The following is a 15851-nucleotide window of genomic DNA, read 5'->3' as shown; positions in this document are numbered from 1 at the left end:
TTGAGGAGTGAAGAAAGTTTGCTTGTTAACGAATGATGTTGAAACCACATCAATCTGGTTCAATAGATTAAGAGATGAAACAGGATTAAAGGTGTTGCAGGAAGGAATGCCATTCTTACTGGATATTTATGGTAAATACAATATCAAATCGACCTTTTATTTTACCGGATATATCGCGAAACTATACCCTGGAGTTGTAAAAATGATTTTGAATCACGGACATGAGGTAGCAAGTCATGGATTATCACATAAAAAGGAACATGGCTTCGATCAAATGCCATATCAAAAGCAGTTACAACATCTTAAGGAGTCGAAAATGATTCTTGAGGACATCTCTGGTAAGGAAGTAATAAGCTTTAGAGCTCCTGCATTAAGAGTAAATGAAAATACGGGAAAGGCATTGATAGAGGCAGGATATTCAATTGATAGCTCTATTGCTTCGCAACGATTCGATCTGTTTATGTCCTTTGGTGGTATAAAGAAATTGAAGTGGTTGTTATCACCCAGGCTGCCATATCGTACGTCAGTTGAAAGCTTGTTTGAAAAAGGTGATTCTCCCATTGTAGAAGTTCCACTAAGTGCAACCTTTTTACCTTATTTGGGAACAACGATGAGGCTTTTTCCTCTCTTAACAAAGTGGCAGCATCACCTCTTACATTTTGAAAATTCAATCAATCAAAAACCAATTGTATTTGATATTCATCCGAATGAACTTATTGATGAATCCTATGAAAAAAGGAGGATATCAAGAAGATCGAACAAGGCATTTGCTTACTTGTTTCAAGACCTGATTAGGGCAAAATTGAAGGCTAAAAATCTGGGTAAAAAAGCTCTCGATTTATATGAGAGAGAAATAAGATACTTTAAAAGCAGGAACTATAAATTTATCACCGTAAGGGAATATGTAGAAAATACATTTTATGGATCGCAGGGAAACCATAGTGTTTGATTTTGACCGGACACTTACAACATTTGATACAACTCTTGACTTTTTTCAATTCTGTGGACGCAAAAAAAGTTTCTTTCTGCTAAGGTATTACTTGTATTTGTTTTTGTGGCTTATGCAAAAGCTTGAGTTAATATCCAACTTGCAACTTAAAAATTGGGGCGTCAAACTTTTTATACAGCCGTATCATACAGAAGAAATGCATCAATTGGCCAAAGAATTTTCCTCTAGAATTAAATTGAATCAGATCTACGATTATAATTTTAAAAATGAGTGTTCCAATGCAAGGGTCATTATCGTATCTGCGGCATTTAAAATTTTTCTGGAACAGCTCTTCCCAAATATTGAAATTATAGCTACAAGCCTGGCGATAAAAGAGGGTAGATATTTTAAAATAGAAGAACATATTTATGGGGAGAAAAAAGCTTTTAAGCTACTTGAAAAGGGAGTCGATAAAATTGACAGAATTTATACTGATAGTAAAAGTGATTTGTCAATGGCTTTAATGTCAGCTGAATGCTACCTGGTGGTTAACAGCAAAATAAAAAGTATTACCTCAAACTCTTGCTTTGATCATGCCTGTGAGAATACCCTGAAAAGTAAAAAGATAGATTACTGGTCTATACTTTTTTGTAGATATCAAAATTTAGGACTCAAATGAAACAGGTGTTTGTTTTGGACGGTAGGTCGCGTGCGGCATTATCCATTATCAGATCTTTAGGAAGTAAAGGTTGTGATGTGATAGTGGGAGAATCGTATCCTTGTGCCTCATTTTACTCAAAATATGTAAGTAGGAAGGTAATTTATCCCGATCCACGAAAAAAACCTGAGAATTTTAAAAAGTTCATTTTGGAATGGACAAAAAAAAATCCGAACAGTTTTATTATGCCTGTTCGCGATAATACCACGGAGATTTGTGGGGGAAATCAGGAGAATTTGTTGCAGCATGCTGCTTTGTTGGTTCCGGATAATAAACAGTTTAATATTGCAAGAGACAAGTATAAAACCATCGAAATTGCCAGGGAATTAAGTATACCACACCCCAAAACATATCTTCCTGAATCGTATGAGGAAATACTGGAATTGAAAAAAGAAATTAGACTGCCTTTTTTAATTAAACCAAAAATTAGTTCAGGTTCCCGTGGAATTGTTTATATCAAAAGTTGGAATGAGTTTGAAGGCAGTTACAAAAGGATAACAAAGCAGTTTGGAAATCCGATGTTACAAGAGTTTATTCCACAAGGTGGTGGTTATGGGGTTTCATTACTGCTTAAAAAGGGTGAGGTGTATGGCAAGTTTACACATAAAAGGATCAGAGAATATCCAATTAGCGGAGGTCCAAGTACATTGCGTGAAGGAGTAATTCACCCTGAAATGGAAGAATATGCCATTAAACTTTTACAGAATTTGCAATGGTCTGGTGTGGCCATGGTTGAATTTAGAATCGACAGCAGGGATGGAGTTCCAAAGTTAATGGAAATCAATCCCAGGTTTTGGGGATCGCTGCAAACAGCAGTCTATTCTGGTGTAGATTTTCCATACTTGCTTTACCTGCTTGGACAAGGAGATCAGTGTCTAAAAAAATTAGATTATCCGGTTGGAAAAAGGGTGAGGTGGCTATTGATGGGTGATATTCTATGGTTTTTATCAGCCCCTAAGACAGTAAGCAATATCAAGGATTTTTTACGATTCAGGGCGAAAAACACATCCTACGATATTTTAAACTGGAATGATCCTGGGCCCGTTTATGGAATTTTTAGAGAGGTAGCATCAGCTATTTTCAATAAAGAACGCAGAAAACATGTATTAGAAAGAGGTTGGTAATTTCATGTGAAGTAATTCATTCCTGATCAGCCAACAGTCAATTTGTAGTGCTGTGCCTGAAAAAAAATCAAACTCTATTGCCACTATGCTCATGATAAGTCAAGAGATCTTATCACATCAAAATATGTAAAGATTTCACTCTGGTTATCCGCTGTAAGTTGAATCGGTAGTTATGCTTATGTGAGAGTAACAAATATTAGAATTCTTATTGATATCGAAAACTTATTGTCATGAAGGACGAAAATGAATTATTGAGGGATTTTGAAAATTTGGAGGAGCTTGAGAAATCAAGGAAAGAGATATCAAAATTTTTAATTTATCGCAATGACTTTCGCGATCACTCTCTATTACTAGGTCAGAAGGGATTTCAGTTTGTGAATGGTTACTTTAACCGAAACAACTCAAGACACATCCTTGTAAGTACAAAGGAAGTAAGGGATATTGACAGGTTAACAGGAACAAATTACCAATTGTTGGTTAGTATGGAACCTATCAACAACCTAATTAGTATTAATGAATTTTTTGAAGCGGTTCATAATAAATTAGAAAAAGATGCTCTTTTTATTTTTCGTTATAAATCACAGGAAACCATTGAGCGAAAAATTTTAACCTCTCATGCATTTCCTATCAATAAAATCATTTACCTGCATTATTTTATATTTAGAAGGGTATTTCCAAAACTTAGCATAACAAGACGCCTGTACTTTTATCTGACAAAGGGAATGAATCGTTCAATTCGTCAATTGGAAATGATTGGCAGGTTATATGCCGGGGGATACGAATTGGTAAATGAATACTTTGCAAATGGGTATATTTATTTGGTTGCCAAAAAGACTAAAACGCCAGCTTATCACAAATTTGCCTCATATGGTTTACTCTTTAAAATGAAAAGAATTGGAAAAGGAGGAAAGGAGATTTTTGTGTATAAAATCAGAACCATGGTACCTTTTTCTGAATACTTGCAGGAGGAGTTTCTTAAAAGGAACAGCTTGGCCAAAGGGGGGAAAATTAGTAACGATGTAAGAATTACTCCAATCGGTAAAATTTTAAGAAAATTTTGGATTGATGAATTGCCAAATTTTGTAAACCTATTAAAAGGAGAAATGAAACTTGTTGGGGTGAGGCCAATAAGCAAGCAATACTTGTTACTATATGATAAGGAACTGCAAGACCTTCGAAAAATGGTTACTCCAGGTATTGTTCCTCCATTTTATGCCGATTTGCCTGAAACACTTGAAGAGATTCAGGATTCAGAAAAAAGATACATTAAAAGTTATCTAAAATCCCCGCTTACAACCGATTTGAAGTACTTGTATTTGGCAATAAAGAACATATTAGCCAACAGGCTAACAAGTAATTAAATGGCTAATAAAATATCAAATACTCTCTGATGCAGATCAACTCAATATTTATTGAGTTGATTTTATGATGTATTTACAGTTTTATCCGTTACAACCGCTAACATTCAATTTATGTCCAGTCAGAATAATTACATAGAGAATATGTTGAAAAACGAAAAGAAACGTGTAATGGCTTTTCAATATAAACTATTGTCTAATTGGTATTGGTTTGTCCTGTTTGGTGCACTCGGACTAATTTTTGCATTTGTATATAGCTACTACTCTCCAAGTACTTACCAGGCCAATAGTACTATTTTGGTTAAGAATGAATCCAATGCCTTGCAAGGCAAAGATTTTTTTGATGATGAGCGAGGCATGTCTGGTATCAATATACAGGATCATATTGGAGTCTTGAAATCATTAACACTAACGAAACAGGTTATTACCAATCTGGTATGGAAATCATCCTGGTACTTGAAAAAAACATTGTACAATGAGGATCTGTACGAGCGAGAACCATTCCTGGTATTCGAGACGGGTATTGTTGCCAATCCAAAGAATGTTCCAATATATGTGAAAATGGTTTCGGAACAGGAATATATGCTAAGGGTAGAAGGTTTAACAATTGCAGGGGGCGAGCTAATAAATATAGAAAGCAAGGGAACATTTGGAGAGCCTTTTGAGAATGAATATTTCAGTTTCACAATAGAAAAAAATGAAGCCTTGCTGGTTCCGATGAATGTAGAATATTTCTTTGTATTACATGATTTGGAGAGTATCAGCTTAAGCTATATTGGAAATCTGGAAGTAAACCTGGCTGAACAGAAAGGAAACCTGATTCAACTGAAAATAAGGGGAACTCAAGCCAAGAGACTGGTTGATTTTTTAAATGAATTAAGCAATGAGTATATTGAGTACTGTTTGTCTGAAAAGAATAAAATTTCAGAAAATACCGTTCGATTTATCGATATGCAACTAGATGGAGTAATAGATTCGTTAAAAGAAACAGGTCATTTGTTTAGTGATTTTCAGTCTAAAAATCAAAGTGTGAATTTGGAACGGGAAAGCAATCTAGTTCTATCGGATTTAAAGAGATTGGAAGAAGAATATACACTGGCAGAGAGGAAATTAAATTACTGTAGAAATTTGAACAGGTATTTAAGCAATAATAAAGAATTTAATAAAGTGGAGAATAGTCTTCAAAGAAATTTTGGAGAGGAGTTGGTATCCAATTCAATATTATCCCCTTCGGTTGTTGATATCACAGATCCTGTTTTGAATCAATTGGTTCTTAAATTGGGCGATTTGTATACTAAAAAGGAAGTCTATTCATTAAGTGCTACCGAGAATGAGCCAAATATGAAGGTACTTGACAAAGAAATAAAGCATACAAAAAAGAGTTTGGAAGAGAATCTGAAAAATCTGCTTGTTCATGCAGAAAATGAAACAATAGAAATCTCAAAACAGATTAACAGGGTTAGGGCCAAATTGGTTAAAATGCCAAAAATTGAACAAAAATTTTCCAATATCAAGCGAAGATATGATTTGAATAATGACCTGTATACTTTCCTTTTAAAGAAGAGGGCCGAGGCAGAAATAACCATTGCTTCAAATGCCCCTAATTCACAAGTCCTCGATCAGGCAAGCTTAACCTCTACTGTAAAGGTTGGTCCTAAATTGCTAATGAACCTGGTAATTGGATTCTGTCTGGCCGCTCTCATCCCATTTGTTTTTATCAAAACAACTGATTATTTCAATAATACCATCGATAATGTATCGGAAATAGAACAGGATACCGTATTAAATGTTTTGGGTGTGATAAGTCATAACAAATATAAACGAGAGGTGCTTGTGTCAAGACGCCCTCAGGCAGCAGTCACAGAATCATTCAGGAACCTGAGAACCGATTTGGAAAATATTTTATCAGATCAGAACCAGAAGGTGATTTCGGTCCAATCTATCATTTCAGGTGAGGGAAAATCATTTGTGAGTGCTAATTTGGCAGCAATACTGGCCATGAGTCACAGGAAGGTTTTGCTCATCGAAACAGATATGAGAAAACCAAAACTATATAAACTATTTGGTTTAAATGGCCTTGTTGGAATGAGTAGCTATTTGGAGGATAAGGAAAGTTTTAAGGAAATAGTTCATCCTACACAAATTGAAAATCTGAGTTTTATTCCTGCCGGTCCGGTCGCCAGTAATCCCGCCGAACTCCTTTCCAATGGAAAATTCAGTCGCTTTATGGAAACCGTTAAAAGCAAGTTCAGCTACATCGTTATGGATAATGCCCCAGTATCATTGGTAACAGATGGTGTTTTGGTCGGTAAACATGCTGATGTTAACCTGTTTGTACTTCGACACAAATACAGCCGTAACGACCAGGTGAACTATATCAATAAACTTGTTGATAAAGGCTCATTTGAGAATGTATCACTATTGCTGAATGATTTTAAATATGAAGGTTTTAATTTTAACAGGTTCGGATATAAAAATGGGTACTACAAGGATGATGTAATTGTGCATCAGAACTCGTTGAAATCATGATGTTATCTACATAGTATTAAGTATTTTATTGTAAGTAAACCCAATATGCTAATCCCTAAAAGTACAATCAGTATGCGAATAAAATAAAACAGCAATGGAAAATATAAAACTTGTCATCTGGGATCTTGATGAAACTTTTTGGAAAGGAACTCTTTCCGAAGAAGGAGTGAGTTGTGTCCAGGAGAATGTTGATTTGGTCAAGTGGCTGACAGGTAGAGGGATTATTAATAGTATTGTTTCCAAGAATAATTTTTTACAGGCCAAAGAGAAGCTTCAGGAAATAGGAGTGTGGGAATACTTTATTTTTCCGGAGATTGAATGGGAAGGAAAAGGAAAGTTGGTGCAACGGGTAATCGAAAAGTGTCAGTTAAGGGCTGAAAATACGCTCTTTTTGGATGATAACCATATGAATTTAGAGGAAGCAAGATTTTACAATATTGGAATTTATGCAATGGAACCATCCTTTATCCCAAAAATTAAAAAGCATCCTGCATTTAAGGGCAAAGATGATTCTAATCACAGCAGGTTGGGACATTATAAAATTTTGGAGAAAAAGTATGTTGATCAAAGTGAACACATCAGCAATGAAGAGTTTTTGTTGACTTCAGATATCAGAATTCAATACCTGGATGTAAGCATTGAGCACAAAGCTCGACTTTTGGAGTTATTGAACAGAACCAATCAGTTGAATTATACCAAGAAAAGATTGAATGAAAGTGAAGTTGATGAGTTGATTAAATCTTCAAATCTTGAGAAAAAGTTAATCAGAGTTGTCGATAAATATGGGGATTATGGCATTACCGGGTTCTACGCATTTGATTTGAATTTGAATCAGTTGGAGCACTTTGTGTTCTCTTGTCGAATTATCAATTTGGGGGTAGAACAATATTTGTTTGAAAAATTAAATTTCCCTAATCTTGAGATTATGCCAGATGTAGCGGTTCAATTGGATCAATCGAAACCACACTGGATTTCGGTTTTTGAAGAAGACTCTTCAAATGCCGGTCAAAAAAGTAAGAATGATTCCAAAGAGCGGTGTACAATCCTTTTTAAGGGCGAATGTGACCTGTTTCAAATGCTATTTTATCTGAGAGATTATAAATGCCAACTACTAAAAGAGTCGAATTATAATGGAAAAAATAATATTATAATAAACAGAGAACATACCCAAATGATTCTCGATAGTATTGATATGTCGAAGGTACAGAAGGAATTTCTGGAAAATAAACTTCCTTTTATCGATGAGGAATCCTATCAAACAAAGATTTTTTCAAAATCGTTTGATGTTTTAATTTATAGCCTCAATATGGATTACATTCAGGAGGTTTATGAACACAAAGCAAATGGGTTAAAAGTAACCTTCGGAACCAATAATGTAAACCTCACAAACAAGCAGGAGTGGTGCAATACTATTAAAATGTACCGTAAAAAGAGATGGAAAGGAATTAATGCCAAATTTTTAAGGTTCTTCTCTGATCACTTTATCCACCGGGGCAAAATTTCAATTGATGATTTTAAAGAGAACCTGGAAAGAATTCGGTCAGAAATTCCTTCTCATGTGCCAATCATATTTCTTAATGGAGCCGAGGTCAAATTTACCGCCAACTGGGAGAACTATCCTTTAGACCGGATCAAAAGTATGAATCAGGCACTGGATGAATTCATTTCCAAAGCCAATAACTGCTACTTGGTTGATCTTCGAAAAATTGTTTTGTCTTCGAAAGATCTCACCTATAGTTATAAACGCTATAAAAGGCATTGTTATAAGGGTATAGCGCTGGAGATGATAAAAATTTTAATGACATTAAATCATCGTTCCATTAAGAAAAATAAAATTGCGATAACACCACTGATGGATATTTTTAAACCATTTTACCGCTTTGTCAGAAGGAATTATTATGAACTTTTACGTTCTGTGAATAGTTAGAATAAGAATTTAAAAATGATGGAGATTTTTGTGCAGACTTTGGAATTGAGGTCTGCATTTTTATTGGGTGCTAATTTGAAAATTTAAGATTGAAATTATTTCTATGTGACAGAGCAGTGAATTTCTTTTCAAAACATTAATTTTATCAGCACAATAACTACTAACCAGTTTTTAATGTCAGAAGATAAAATACAAACTCCCAAATATTTTATTTGGGAAACTCATGGTATTCATGCAGGAACAGGAAATGACCATGTAAAACATGGTGTGGATGAGTTGGAGAAAATTACCGAAATGGCAATAGAAAAGGCTCACCCTAATATTTCATTTATTATTCATACCCCAAGGTTAACACGATTTAGATATGTCGCAGAAGAACGTTTGGGTGTAAAATTTATACGAGGAGATAATGCTTATTTTCATTATCCTGAGAAAATAGAAGCGTTAAAGGCAAAATATGGTAATCAAATTTCAATTCGGTATGGAATCGAACTAGAATGGTTGGGGCCAAATTTAGGGATGCAGTGGAATCGCTCAAAGATCTTTCAGGCTCAAAATGCTGATTTTGTAATTGGTTCATTGCACTTTTCAAGAGAAGGGATACCTTATGACGGATCACAGGAAGAGACTGATAAGCTCATAGAGATAAGAGGAGGAGTTGAGAATTATTGGTTGGAATACATTGAGGAATTGATAGAAATGATTGATACAAGTTGGGAGATGATTCAAATTGTTGGTCATCTTGATTTGCCTAAGTTGTATGCGCCTATTCCAAAACCATTGTTGGAGCTTGAAACTTCCAATCATATTCTTGCAAGAAGAATGCGCTTCCTTTTGGAAATGATTAGTGAATACAATTTGGCACTTGATGTGAATTTAGCTGGTATTAATAAAGGCTGTGGAATTTATCCTGATATGTCCATTTTAAAAAGGGCAAAACAACTGGATATTCCTATTGCATTAGGTACTGATACTCATACTACACAAAATTTGGGTAATCATTATCAAACAGGAATCGAATATGCATATGAAGCAGGATACAAACATTACGTGAGTTTTTCCAAATCGATACCTGAGAAAAGACCTTTGCGAAATTCAGGTTTTAAAGAGGAAAAATACAAGGTGATGAATCTGGGAATTGAGATGCTAAATCTAAGATTCGAAGATCGTAAACAAAGACGAATTCCTAAGTTCTCGTTTGGAGGAGAATACCGTACTTTTTTGGAGCATCATAAGAATGCTACCTCATTAGGAGATTTTGAAGCTATTCGCATAAGAAAAGGGGATAAATCCATTACAATAAGCAATTCAATACCTGAGAATGGAAAGCAGAAAATAAAAGGATTGTTTTCTCATCACAAAGACAATCCAGGTGTTCTTTCGATGATTTTTAATGCTTTAGCTTCTGAAGAAATTAATGTTGAAACGGCTTATCTAAATTCCAATAACGATGGAACTGCAACAGCGTTTCTAACCTTATCAGGAAAGGAAAAATCCATTAATGAAGCAGTGGAGTTTGTAAAAGGAACTGGAGGAGATAACTTTTTTGAAATTCACTTATGTGATAAGTTTGATATTCCCGAATTCCAAAAAGGAAAGAACTATTTGATCGAAGTGGATGGAGTTAATTTACCAATTGCTATTAGCAAACAGATGATATTATCAATTCATAACAATTCTTCTGGTATATTATTGATTCTATTATCTGCATTAGCATCACGAAATATAAATGTGAAAGATTTAAAATTAGGAAAAAGAGGCAATAAAGGTTATGCCATTCTGGGAATTGAAGGAAATTCACAATTGATATCTGATGTGCTGAAAAAATTAGGGCCTCAGTTTTTTGAAACTACACATTTACAATTAACAAGTGAAGGAATTTAATTATTATATTTTGGAAACGATTAGTGAGAAAAGAAATCAAATTTTACAGGAAATTATAGAATTCTATAAAATTCAACCAGGAGTAACTGCTGAAGTTCTTGAGAAACTTGAAGAGTATATGCTTTTAATGAACTCCATAACAATTGAGGCATTAAATGATTTGAAAGAGTTGTCTTGTTATCAGGCGAACCTAATAGACGCAATAGATGTTTTAAATACCTTTATTAATTCAGTTGTAGAGGAGAATGGTAAAATATTTCCTGCCGAAGATTTAGAAATATTGCCATTAAACTATACCGATGAGATTGTATTAAATGAATTACAGATTTTGGAATACCTTTATAATTTGAATCAAGCAGAATTGAATCGATTCAATTTAAAGAATGCCTTACAAGAGTTGGATGAAAAATTATACGAAGATGAATTTCCAGATTTGATTATGGATATTGTTGAAAAACTGATACTGGCAATTACTTCAGAAAGAATAGTAAAAGTGGAGGATTTAATGTAATTGTTTGATATAATTAGATATACCTTGTTTGTTTAGTAGCTTAATGGTAAGAGGCTCATTTACTTCAAGCTCCTTGATCATTTCAAAAGATTGAGATTCAAGGAATTCTGTAACTTCATCCATGCTTCTCCATTCCGATAGAACAATTAATTCATTTTTCTTTCTTGGAGTTTGATAGATCTTGCAAGACAATTCTCCGCCAATTTTTCGATATTCTAAAAATCGGTCGAAGGATTCTCTCCAGGAGTTAATATCTTTTGTTGGCTGTTTTAGTAGCAGATAAACCATTACTTCATGACTATTTGCCCTAAAATTAGTTAAAATAATAAAGTGCCTTATAATAAATTGATTATAGTCCTAAAAAATAGGATGATCTTATCTTTTTTTAGTTCGAAAGTAAAATTTAATTAAACTTTTAAGCTATCGATAGGATCTTGGTATTTAAATGAATATCCTAACTGTTTAAGTTTATCGCAATTAATGATTTTATAGTTTTCTTTGCCATCAATAAATTCTGGAAGATCAAAGCCATTCTTTTCTGCAGCAATTTTATAGAATTCTTTTCGTGTTGGATGTATTGGACAACAAGCATTAATCACCTCTCCCCAAATCTCATTTTCTATTACATGTTGAATAATGCCAATGCAGTCATCTCTATGGATGAGATTGACAGGAGCATCTCCGTTTTTTAATTGTTTTTTACCTGCAAAAAATCTACCTGGTTTGCGATCGTAACCAATTAATCCTCCAAATCGAATAACTGTGGTTTGAAAATCACTCTCATTAAAAAACAATTCTTCTACAATGCGTAATGCTTTGCCACTATTTTTACTAGGGGCTTCCATGTTTTCCTCAGTAACTTCATTATTTATGTCGGCATAAACCGAGGTGGAGCTTATAAATATTACATTTTTAATATCTGATTTTTGAATTTCATCGATTAGAGATACAATTTGTCTGGTGTGCCAATCAACAATGTTTTCTTTTCTTTTAGGAGGAAAATTCACTATTAATATATCGGCATTAAAAAATTCATTATTAAAATTAGAATTGATCTTTGGATTAAATTCAATCAGGAACGCTTGAATGCCTTTTTGGCTTAGTAAGTTTTATTTTTCGATGGAAGCAGTGGAGCCTTTAATATGTCTTCCATCTTTTAGGAACTCTTCAGAAAGAGGTAAGCCCAGCCATCCACATCCTAATATGCTGATTGCTTTACTTGTGTTTTGAAACGCTTTATTCATTTAAATTGATCTAAAAATATCGTTGCTTTTAATTAAATTTATTTTGAATGATTAAATATATTAGGAATAGTAAGATTATGAAAGAAACTTGAATTATTTTGGTATTAAAGATATTAAAATCCTTTTAGGGTTTTTGAGTTTTTCATAATAATTAAAGTGGTCAATATCTATTTACGTACTTACTGAAATTAGGAGGTTTTTTGAATAATTACCTTTATATTTGAATCGGTTTGTTGCATCTACAAGTAAGAAGATGTAACGAATTAGCAAACAAATTCCGTTTTTATGTCATTACAAATTCGAGAAAATCTACAAAAATTATTTGTTCTAGGAATTAGCTATAGAAAAACGGCTCTGGATGTTAGGGAGATGTTTTCTTTGTCTTCAGAAGATCAGGAAAACTTATTGAAGGAGGCAAAAGAGCATCAAATTGAAGGTATGGTAATCATATCCACTTGTAATCGTACCGAGATTTATGCACACTCTTCAGAGGTCGAAATCATCACAGATCTGTTTTTGAAATACTGCAAAGGAAATAGAAATGATTTAAATTATAACGGATACACTCTACATGGAAATGAATGTATTCGTCATTTATATAAGGTAACCGCGGGTTTAGACTCGCAAATTATTGGCGACTTTCAGATTGTTGGACAGGTTAAAAATGCCTATCAGCAGTCAGAACAAATTGGAATGGTTAATTCATTTATGAATCGATTGTTTTCGTTTGTATTTCAGGCAAGCAAAAAGATAAAGAACGATACGGATATTAGTAAAGGGGCTGCTTCTGTATCTCATGCCGCAGTTCAATATATCAAGGATAAAGTTTCAACGCTTGAAACTTGTAATTTCCTTCTTTATGGAACTGGTGACATTGGAAAAGATACTTGTGGCAACTTATTAAAACATATGAATAATCGTTCGCTTACGCTTGTAAATAGAACGATAGAAAAAGCCGAATCTTTGGCAAATAAGTACAATATTCAATTTCAGCCAATCGAAAAATTAAATCAAGAAGTTGAAAAGGCAGAAGTAATTATTGTTGCAACTGGAGCAGCAAAACCAACTTTAACGCTTGATCATTTTAAAGGTGTAGAATCATGCAAATTGGTTTTGGATCTTTCGGTACCACGTAATGTTGAGACTGCTATTGATGATTTGGAAAATGTACTGGTGATTACTGTTGATGAATTATCAAAGCATATTTCAGCAGCCATGGATCATCGTAAAGCTTGTATTCCTGAAGCAGAGAAAATCATTCAGGCTTCAATAGGCGAGTTTTATGGTTGGCTAGAGGTGAAATACCTTTCTCCAGTAATTGTGGCTTTGAAAGAGAACCTGCAAAGTGTTCAAAGGAAGGAACTTGACTACCACAAAAATAAATTGTCGGAAGAAGAGTTGAAAAAGGTAGAGCATATTACCAATAACATTGTGAACAAGATTGCCAGAGCATGTATCAATCACCTGAAAGATCATCATAAGAAGCAATCGAGTCCAATGGAAACACTAAATATGATTTTTAAAGATATGGATTCGTAAAGCCATTTGAGCTTTCGATAAAAAGCTGTATAAACAAGTTTTATATGGCTTTTTTATTTCCTAAAATAACTACGAAATACTATCCTAAATGTCAGCTAAGAAGAAAATAAGAGTTGCAACTCGCCCAAGTTTGCTTGCTTATACGCAAACTATGCAAACTGTTGAATTGTTGCAGAAAGCCAATCCTGATGTTGAATTTGAGGTAATCAAGTTTAGCACGCAAGGTGATAGAGTTTTGAACCGATCATTAACAGAATTTGGAAGCACAGGCTTGTTTGTAAAAGAATTGGAACATGCGCTTCTCGAAGGTGAGGCTGATATTGCCATTCATAGTTTAAAGGATGTGCCAAGCTTTCACCCTGAGGGATTAAAATTGGTCGCCTTTCCTGAGCGTGAAGATGTGCGCGATGTATTCTTAAGTCGCGATGGAAGTACAATAGACCAGATGCCAGAAGGTTATGTTTTGGGAACGGGAAGTCCTCGAAGAAGAGTTCAACTGGCCGATTTAAGACCTGATACCAACTTTAAAGAGATCAGAGGGAATATCGATACCAGAATGCAAAAGTTAATGGATGGTGAGTATGATGCCATTATTCTTGCTGCTGCAGGGATGAATCGACTGGGTAAAAATTTTCAGGAGAAATTACTTTTAGATGTCGATCAGTGTATTCCAGCCATCGGTCAAGGTGCAATCGCCATTGAATGTAGAGACAATGATGAGGAAACCATCGCTATTGTAGAGAAAGTAAATCATGAACCTACCATGCATGCAATTTTGGCGGAACGTGCTTTTATGGCTGAAATTGAAGGAGGTTGCAAATTTCCATTGGCAGCACATGCTGTGGTGTGCGATGATCATTTGACAATGATTGCAATTGTAGGCGATTTAAAGACCAATCAGTTCATTGTTGAGCAAATAGAGGTTGCAGTTAAAGATTCTGTTGAGAAGTCGACAGAATTGGCGCAACAAATGAAAGATACTTGTAAGGCAAAAGGAATAAATTTTTATCTTTAGGAGTCTTACAGTTAAACAGAAAATAATTTCAATAAATAAAAATTACAAAATACACACACTATGAGTTTACGTCCACTTTTTCCTGATACACGAATGAGAAGATTGCGTTACAGCAAAGTTGTTCGTGATATGGTTGCAGAAACATCACTTTCTGCTGATGATTTAATCATGCCACTTTTTGTTTGTCCGGGAGAGAAGGTTAAGAATCCGATAAAAAGTATGCCAGGTAACGACCAGTTATCAGTTGATTTATTGGTTGAAAAATGTGGAGAATTATTGGAATCAGGTGTTAAATCTGTATTGTTGTTCGGTATTCCAGAAACGAAAGATGCGGATGGAACTGTAGCAACTCACGATCATGGTATTGTACAGCAAGCTACTCGAGCAATCAAGGCAAAGTATCCTGAAATGTACATCATTGCTGATATCTGTAATTGTGAATACACAACACACGGTCACTGTGGAACCATTGTAGATGGTGATGTAGACAACGATCAAACTCTAGTTACTCTTGCTGCCCAAGCTGTTTCGTTGGCTGAAGCAGGTGTTGATATGGTAGCTCCAAGTGATATGATGGATGGTCGTATTGGATATATGCGTAAAGCTTTGGATGAGAATTGTTTTGAGAAAATTCCTATAATGGCTTACTCTGCAAAATACGCTTCAGGATTTTACGGTCCGTTTAGAGATGCTGCAGAAAGTGCCCCACAATTTGGCGATCGTTCAACTTACCAAATGGATCCTAGAAATAGCGATGAGGCTATGCGTGAAGTAGAAATGGACATTGCTGAGGGGGCTGATATTGTAATGGTAAAACCAGCCTTAAGTTATTTGGATGTAATTTATCGTGCAAAGCATGAATTTAATGTTCCGGTTGCTGCTTACAATGTAAGTGGAGAGTTTTCGATGGTAAAAGCTGCTGAGGCTAACGATTGGATTGATGGAAAACGTGTAATGATGGAAATCATGATGTCAATCAAAAGAGCTGGAGCTGATATTATTATTACTTACCATGCTCAGGATGTAGCGGACATTTTAAACGGAAAAGTATAAGTTACTACTGACTAGTTATAA

Annotated in this window: 14 protein-coding genes; 11 read left to right on the top strand and 3 right to left on the bottom strand. The window is 34.6% G+C overall.

Annotated elements, in window-relative coordinates:
* Positions 1 to 7 precede the first annotated feature (7 nt).
* The 8 genes from DF185_RS05630 to DF185_RS05595 all read left to right on the top strand — a co-directional run bounded on the left by DF185_RS05630 (position 8) and on the right by DF185_RS05595 (position 10979).
* Positions 8 to 949: a polysaccharide deacetylase family protein gene (locus tag DF185_RS05630; protein ID WP_207784590.1), complete on the top strand. Its 942-nt coding sequence runs from the start codon at positions 8 to 10 to the stop codon at positions 947 to 949.
* Positions 921 to 1607 carry an HAD family hydrolase gene (locus DF185_RS05625; RefSeq protein ID WP_110359758.1) on the top strand — a complete coding sequence of 229 codons (687 nt, stop codon included), beginning with the start codon at positions 921 to 923 and terminating at the stop codon, positions 1605 to 1607. Before DF185_RS05630 ends, DF185_RS05625 begins: the two co-directional genes overlap by 29 nt.
* Complete coding sequence (locus DF185_RS05620; protein WP_110359757.1) at positions 1604 to 2770, top strand: carboxylate--amine ligase; 1167 nt, start codon at positions 1604 to 1606, stop codon at positions 2768 to 2770. Before DF185_RS05625 ends, DF185_RS05620 begins: the two co-directional genes overlap by 4 nt.
* Before the next feature lie 230 nt (positions 2771 to 3000).
* Positions 3001 to 4131, top strand: a complete 1131-nt coding sequence (locus DF185_RS05615) for a sugar transferase (protein ID WP_110359756.1) — start codon at positions 3001 to 3003, stop codon at positions 4129 to 4131.
* A gap of 111 nt (positions 4132 to 4242) precedes the next feature.
* A complete protein-coding gene (locus DF185_RS05610) occupies positions 4243 to 6657 on the top strand; it encodes a GumC family protein (RefSeq protein WP_110359755.1) in 2415 nt (804 codons plus the stop codon).
* 94 nt (positions 6658 to 6751) lie between these two features.
* Positions 6752 to 8584 carry a hypothetical protein gene (locus tag DF185_RS05605; protein ID WP_110359754.1) on the top strand — a complete coding sequence of 611 codons (1833 nt, stop codon included), beginning with the start codon at positions 6752 to 6754 and terminating at the stop codon, positions 8582 to 8584.
* A 174-nt stretch (positions 8585 to 8758) separates the two neighbouring features.
* The gene (locus tag DF185_RS05600; protein WP_110359753.1) at positions 8759 to 10468 is read left to right on the top strand and encodes a histidinol-phosphatase HisJ family protein; all 1710 of its coding nucleotides are present in this window, start codon (positions 8759 to 8761) and stop codon (positions 10466 to 10468) included.
* A gap of 10 nt (positions 10469 to 10478) precedes the next feature.
* A complete protein-coding gene (locus DF185_RS05595; protein ID WP_133249966.1) occupies positions 10479 to 10979 on the top strand; it encodes a hypothetical protein in 501 nt (166 codons plus the stop codon).
* Here the strand turns inward: DF185_RS05595 and DF185_RS05590 are convergent.
* The 3 genes from DF185_RS05590 to DF185_RS24045 form a co-directional block, all read right to left on the bottom strand.
* Positions 10971 to 11267: a hypothetical protein gene (locus DF185_RS05590; RefSeq protein WP_110359751.1), complete on the bottom strand. Its 297-nt coding sequence runs from the start codon at positions 11265 to 11267 to the stop codon at positions 10971 to 10973. The genes DF185_RS05595 and DF185_RS05590 overlap by 9 nt on opposite strands.
* Positions 11268 to 11386: 119 nt before the next feature.
* Positions 11387 to 11986: a Rossmann-fold NAD(P)-binding domain-containing protein gene (locus tag DF185_RS05585; RefSeq protein WP_207784589.1), complete on the bottom strand. Its 600-nt coding sequence runs from the start codon at positions 11984 to 11986 to the stop codon at positions 11387 to 11389.
* Between the two features lie 102 nt (positions 11987 to 12088).
* Positions 12089 to 12223 (bottom strand): hypothetical protein, encoded by a 135-nt coding sequence (locus DF185_RS24045; RefSeq protein ID WP_262509976.1) that lies wholly within the window; start codon positions 12221 to 12223, stop codon positions 12089 to 12091.
* A gap of 285 nt (positions 12224 to 12508) precedes the next feature.
* On the opposite strand from DF185_RS24045, the gene hemA reads away from it, so the two are divergent.
* From hemA to hemB, 3 genes are all read left to right on the top strand, one after another.
* Positions 12509 to 13762, top strand: coding sequence for a glutamyl-tRNA reductase (gene hemA, locus DF185_RS05580; protein ID WP_110359750.1), 1254 nt, complete (start codon positions 12509 to 12511; stop codon positions 13760 to 13762).
* A gap of 88 nt (positions 13763 to 13850) precedes the next feature.
* Positions 13851 to 14777: a hydroxymethylbilane synthase gene (hemC, locus tag DF185_RS05575; RefSeq protein ID WP_110359749.1), complete on the top strand. Its 927-nt coding sequence runs from the start codon at positions 13851 to 13853 to the stop codon at positions 14775 to 14777.
* A 60-nt stretch (positions 14778 to 14837) separates the two neighbouring features.
* Positions 14838 to 15830 (top strand): porphobilinogen synthase, encoded by a 993-nt coding sequence (gene hemB / locus DF185_RS05570; RefSeq protein ID WP_110359748.1) that lies wholly within the window; start codon positions 14838 to 14840, stop codon positions 15828 to 15830.
* The last annotated feature ends 21 nt before the right edge of the window (positions 15831 to 15851 follow it).

This window comes from Marinifilum breve, assembly GCF_003202155.1.
GTDB lineage: Bacteria > Bacteroidota > Bacteroidia > Bacteroidales > Marinifilaceae > Marinifilum > Marinifilum breve.
Note: the sequence above shows the minus strand (reverse complement) of the source record. Positions and strands in the feature narration are given on the sequence as shown.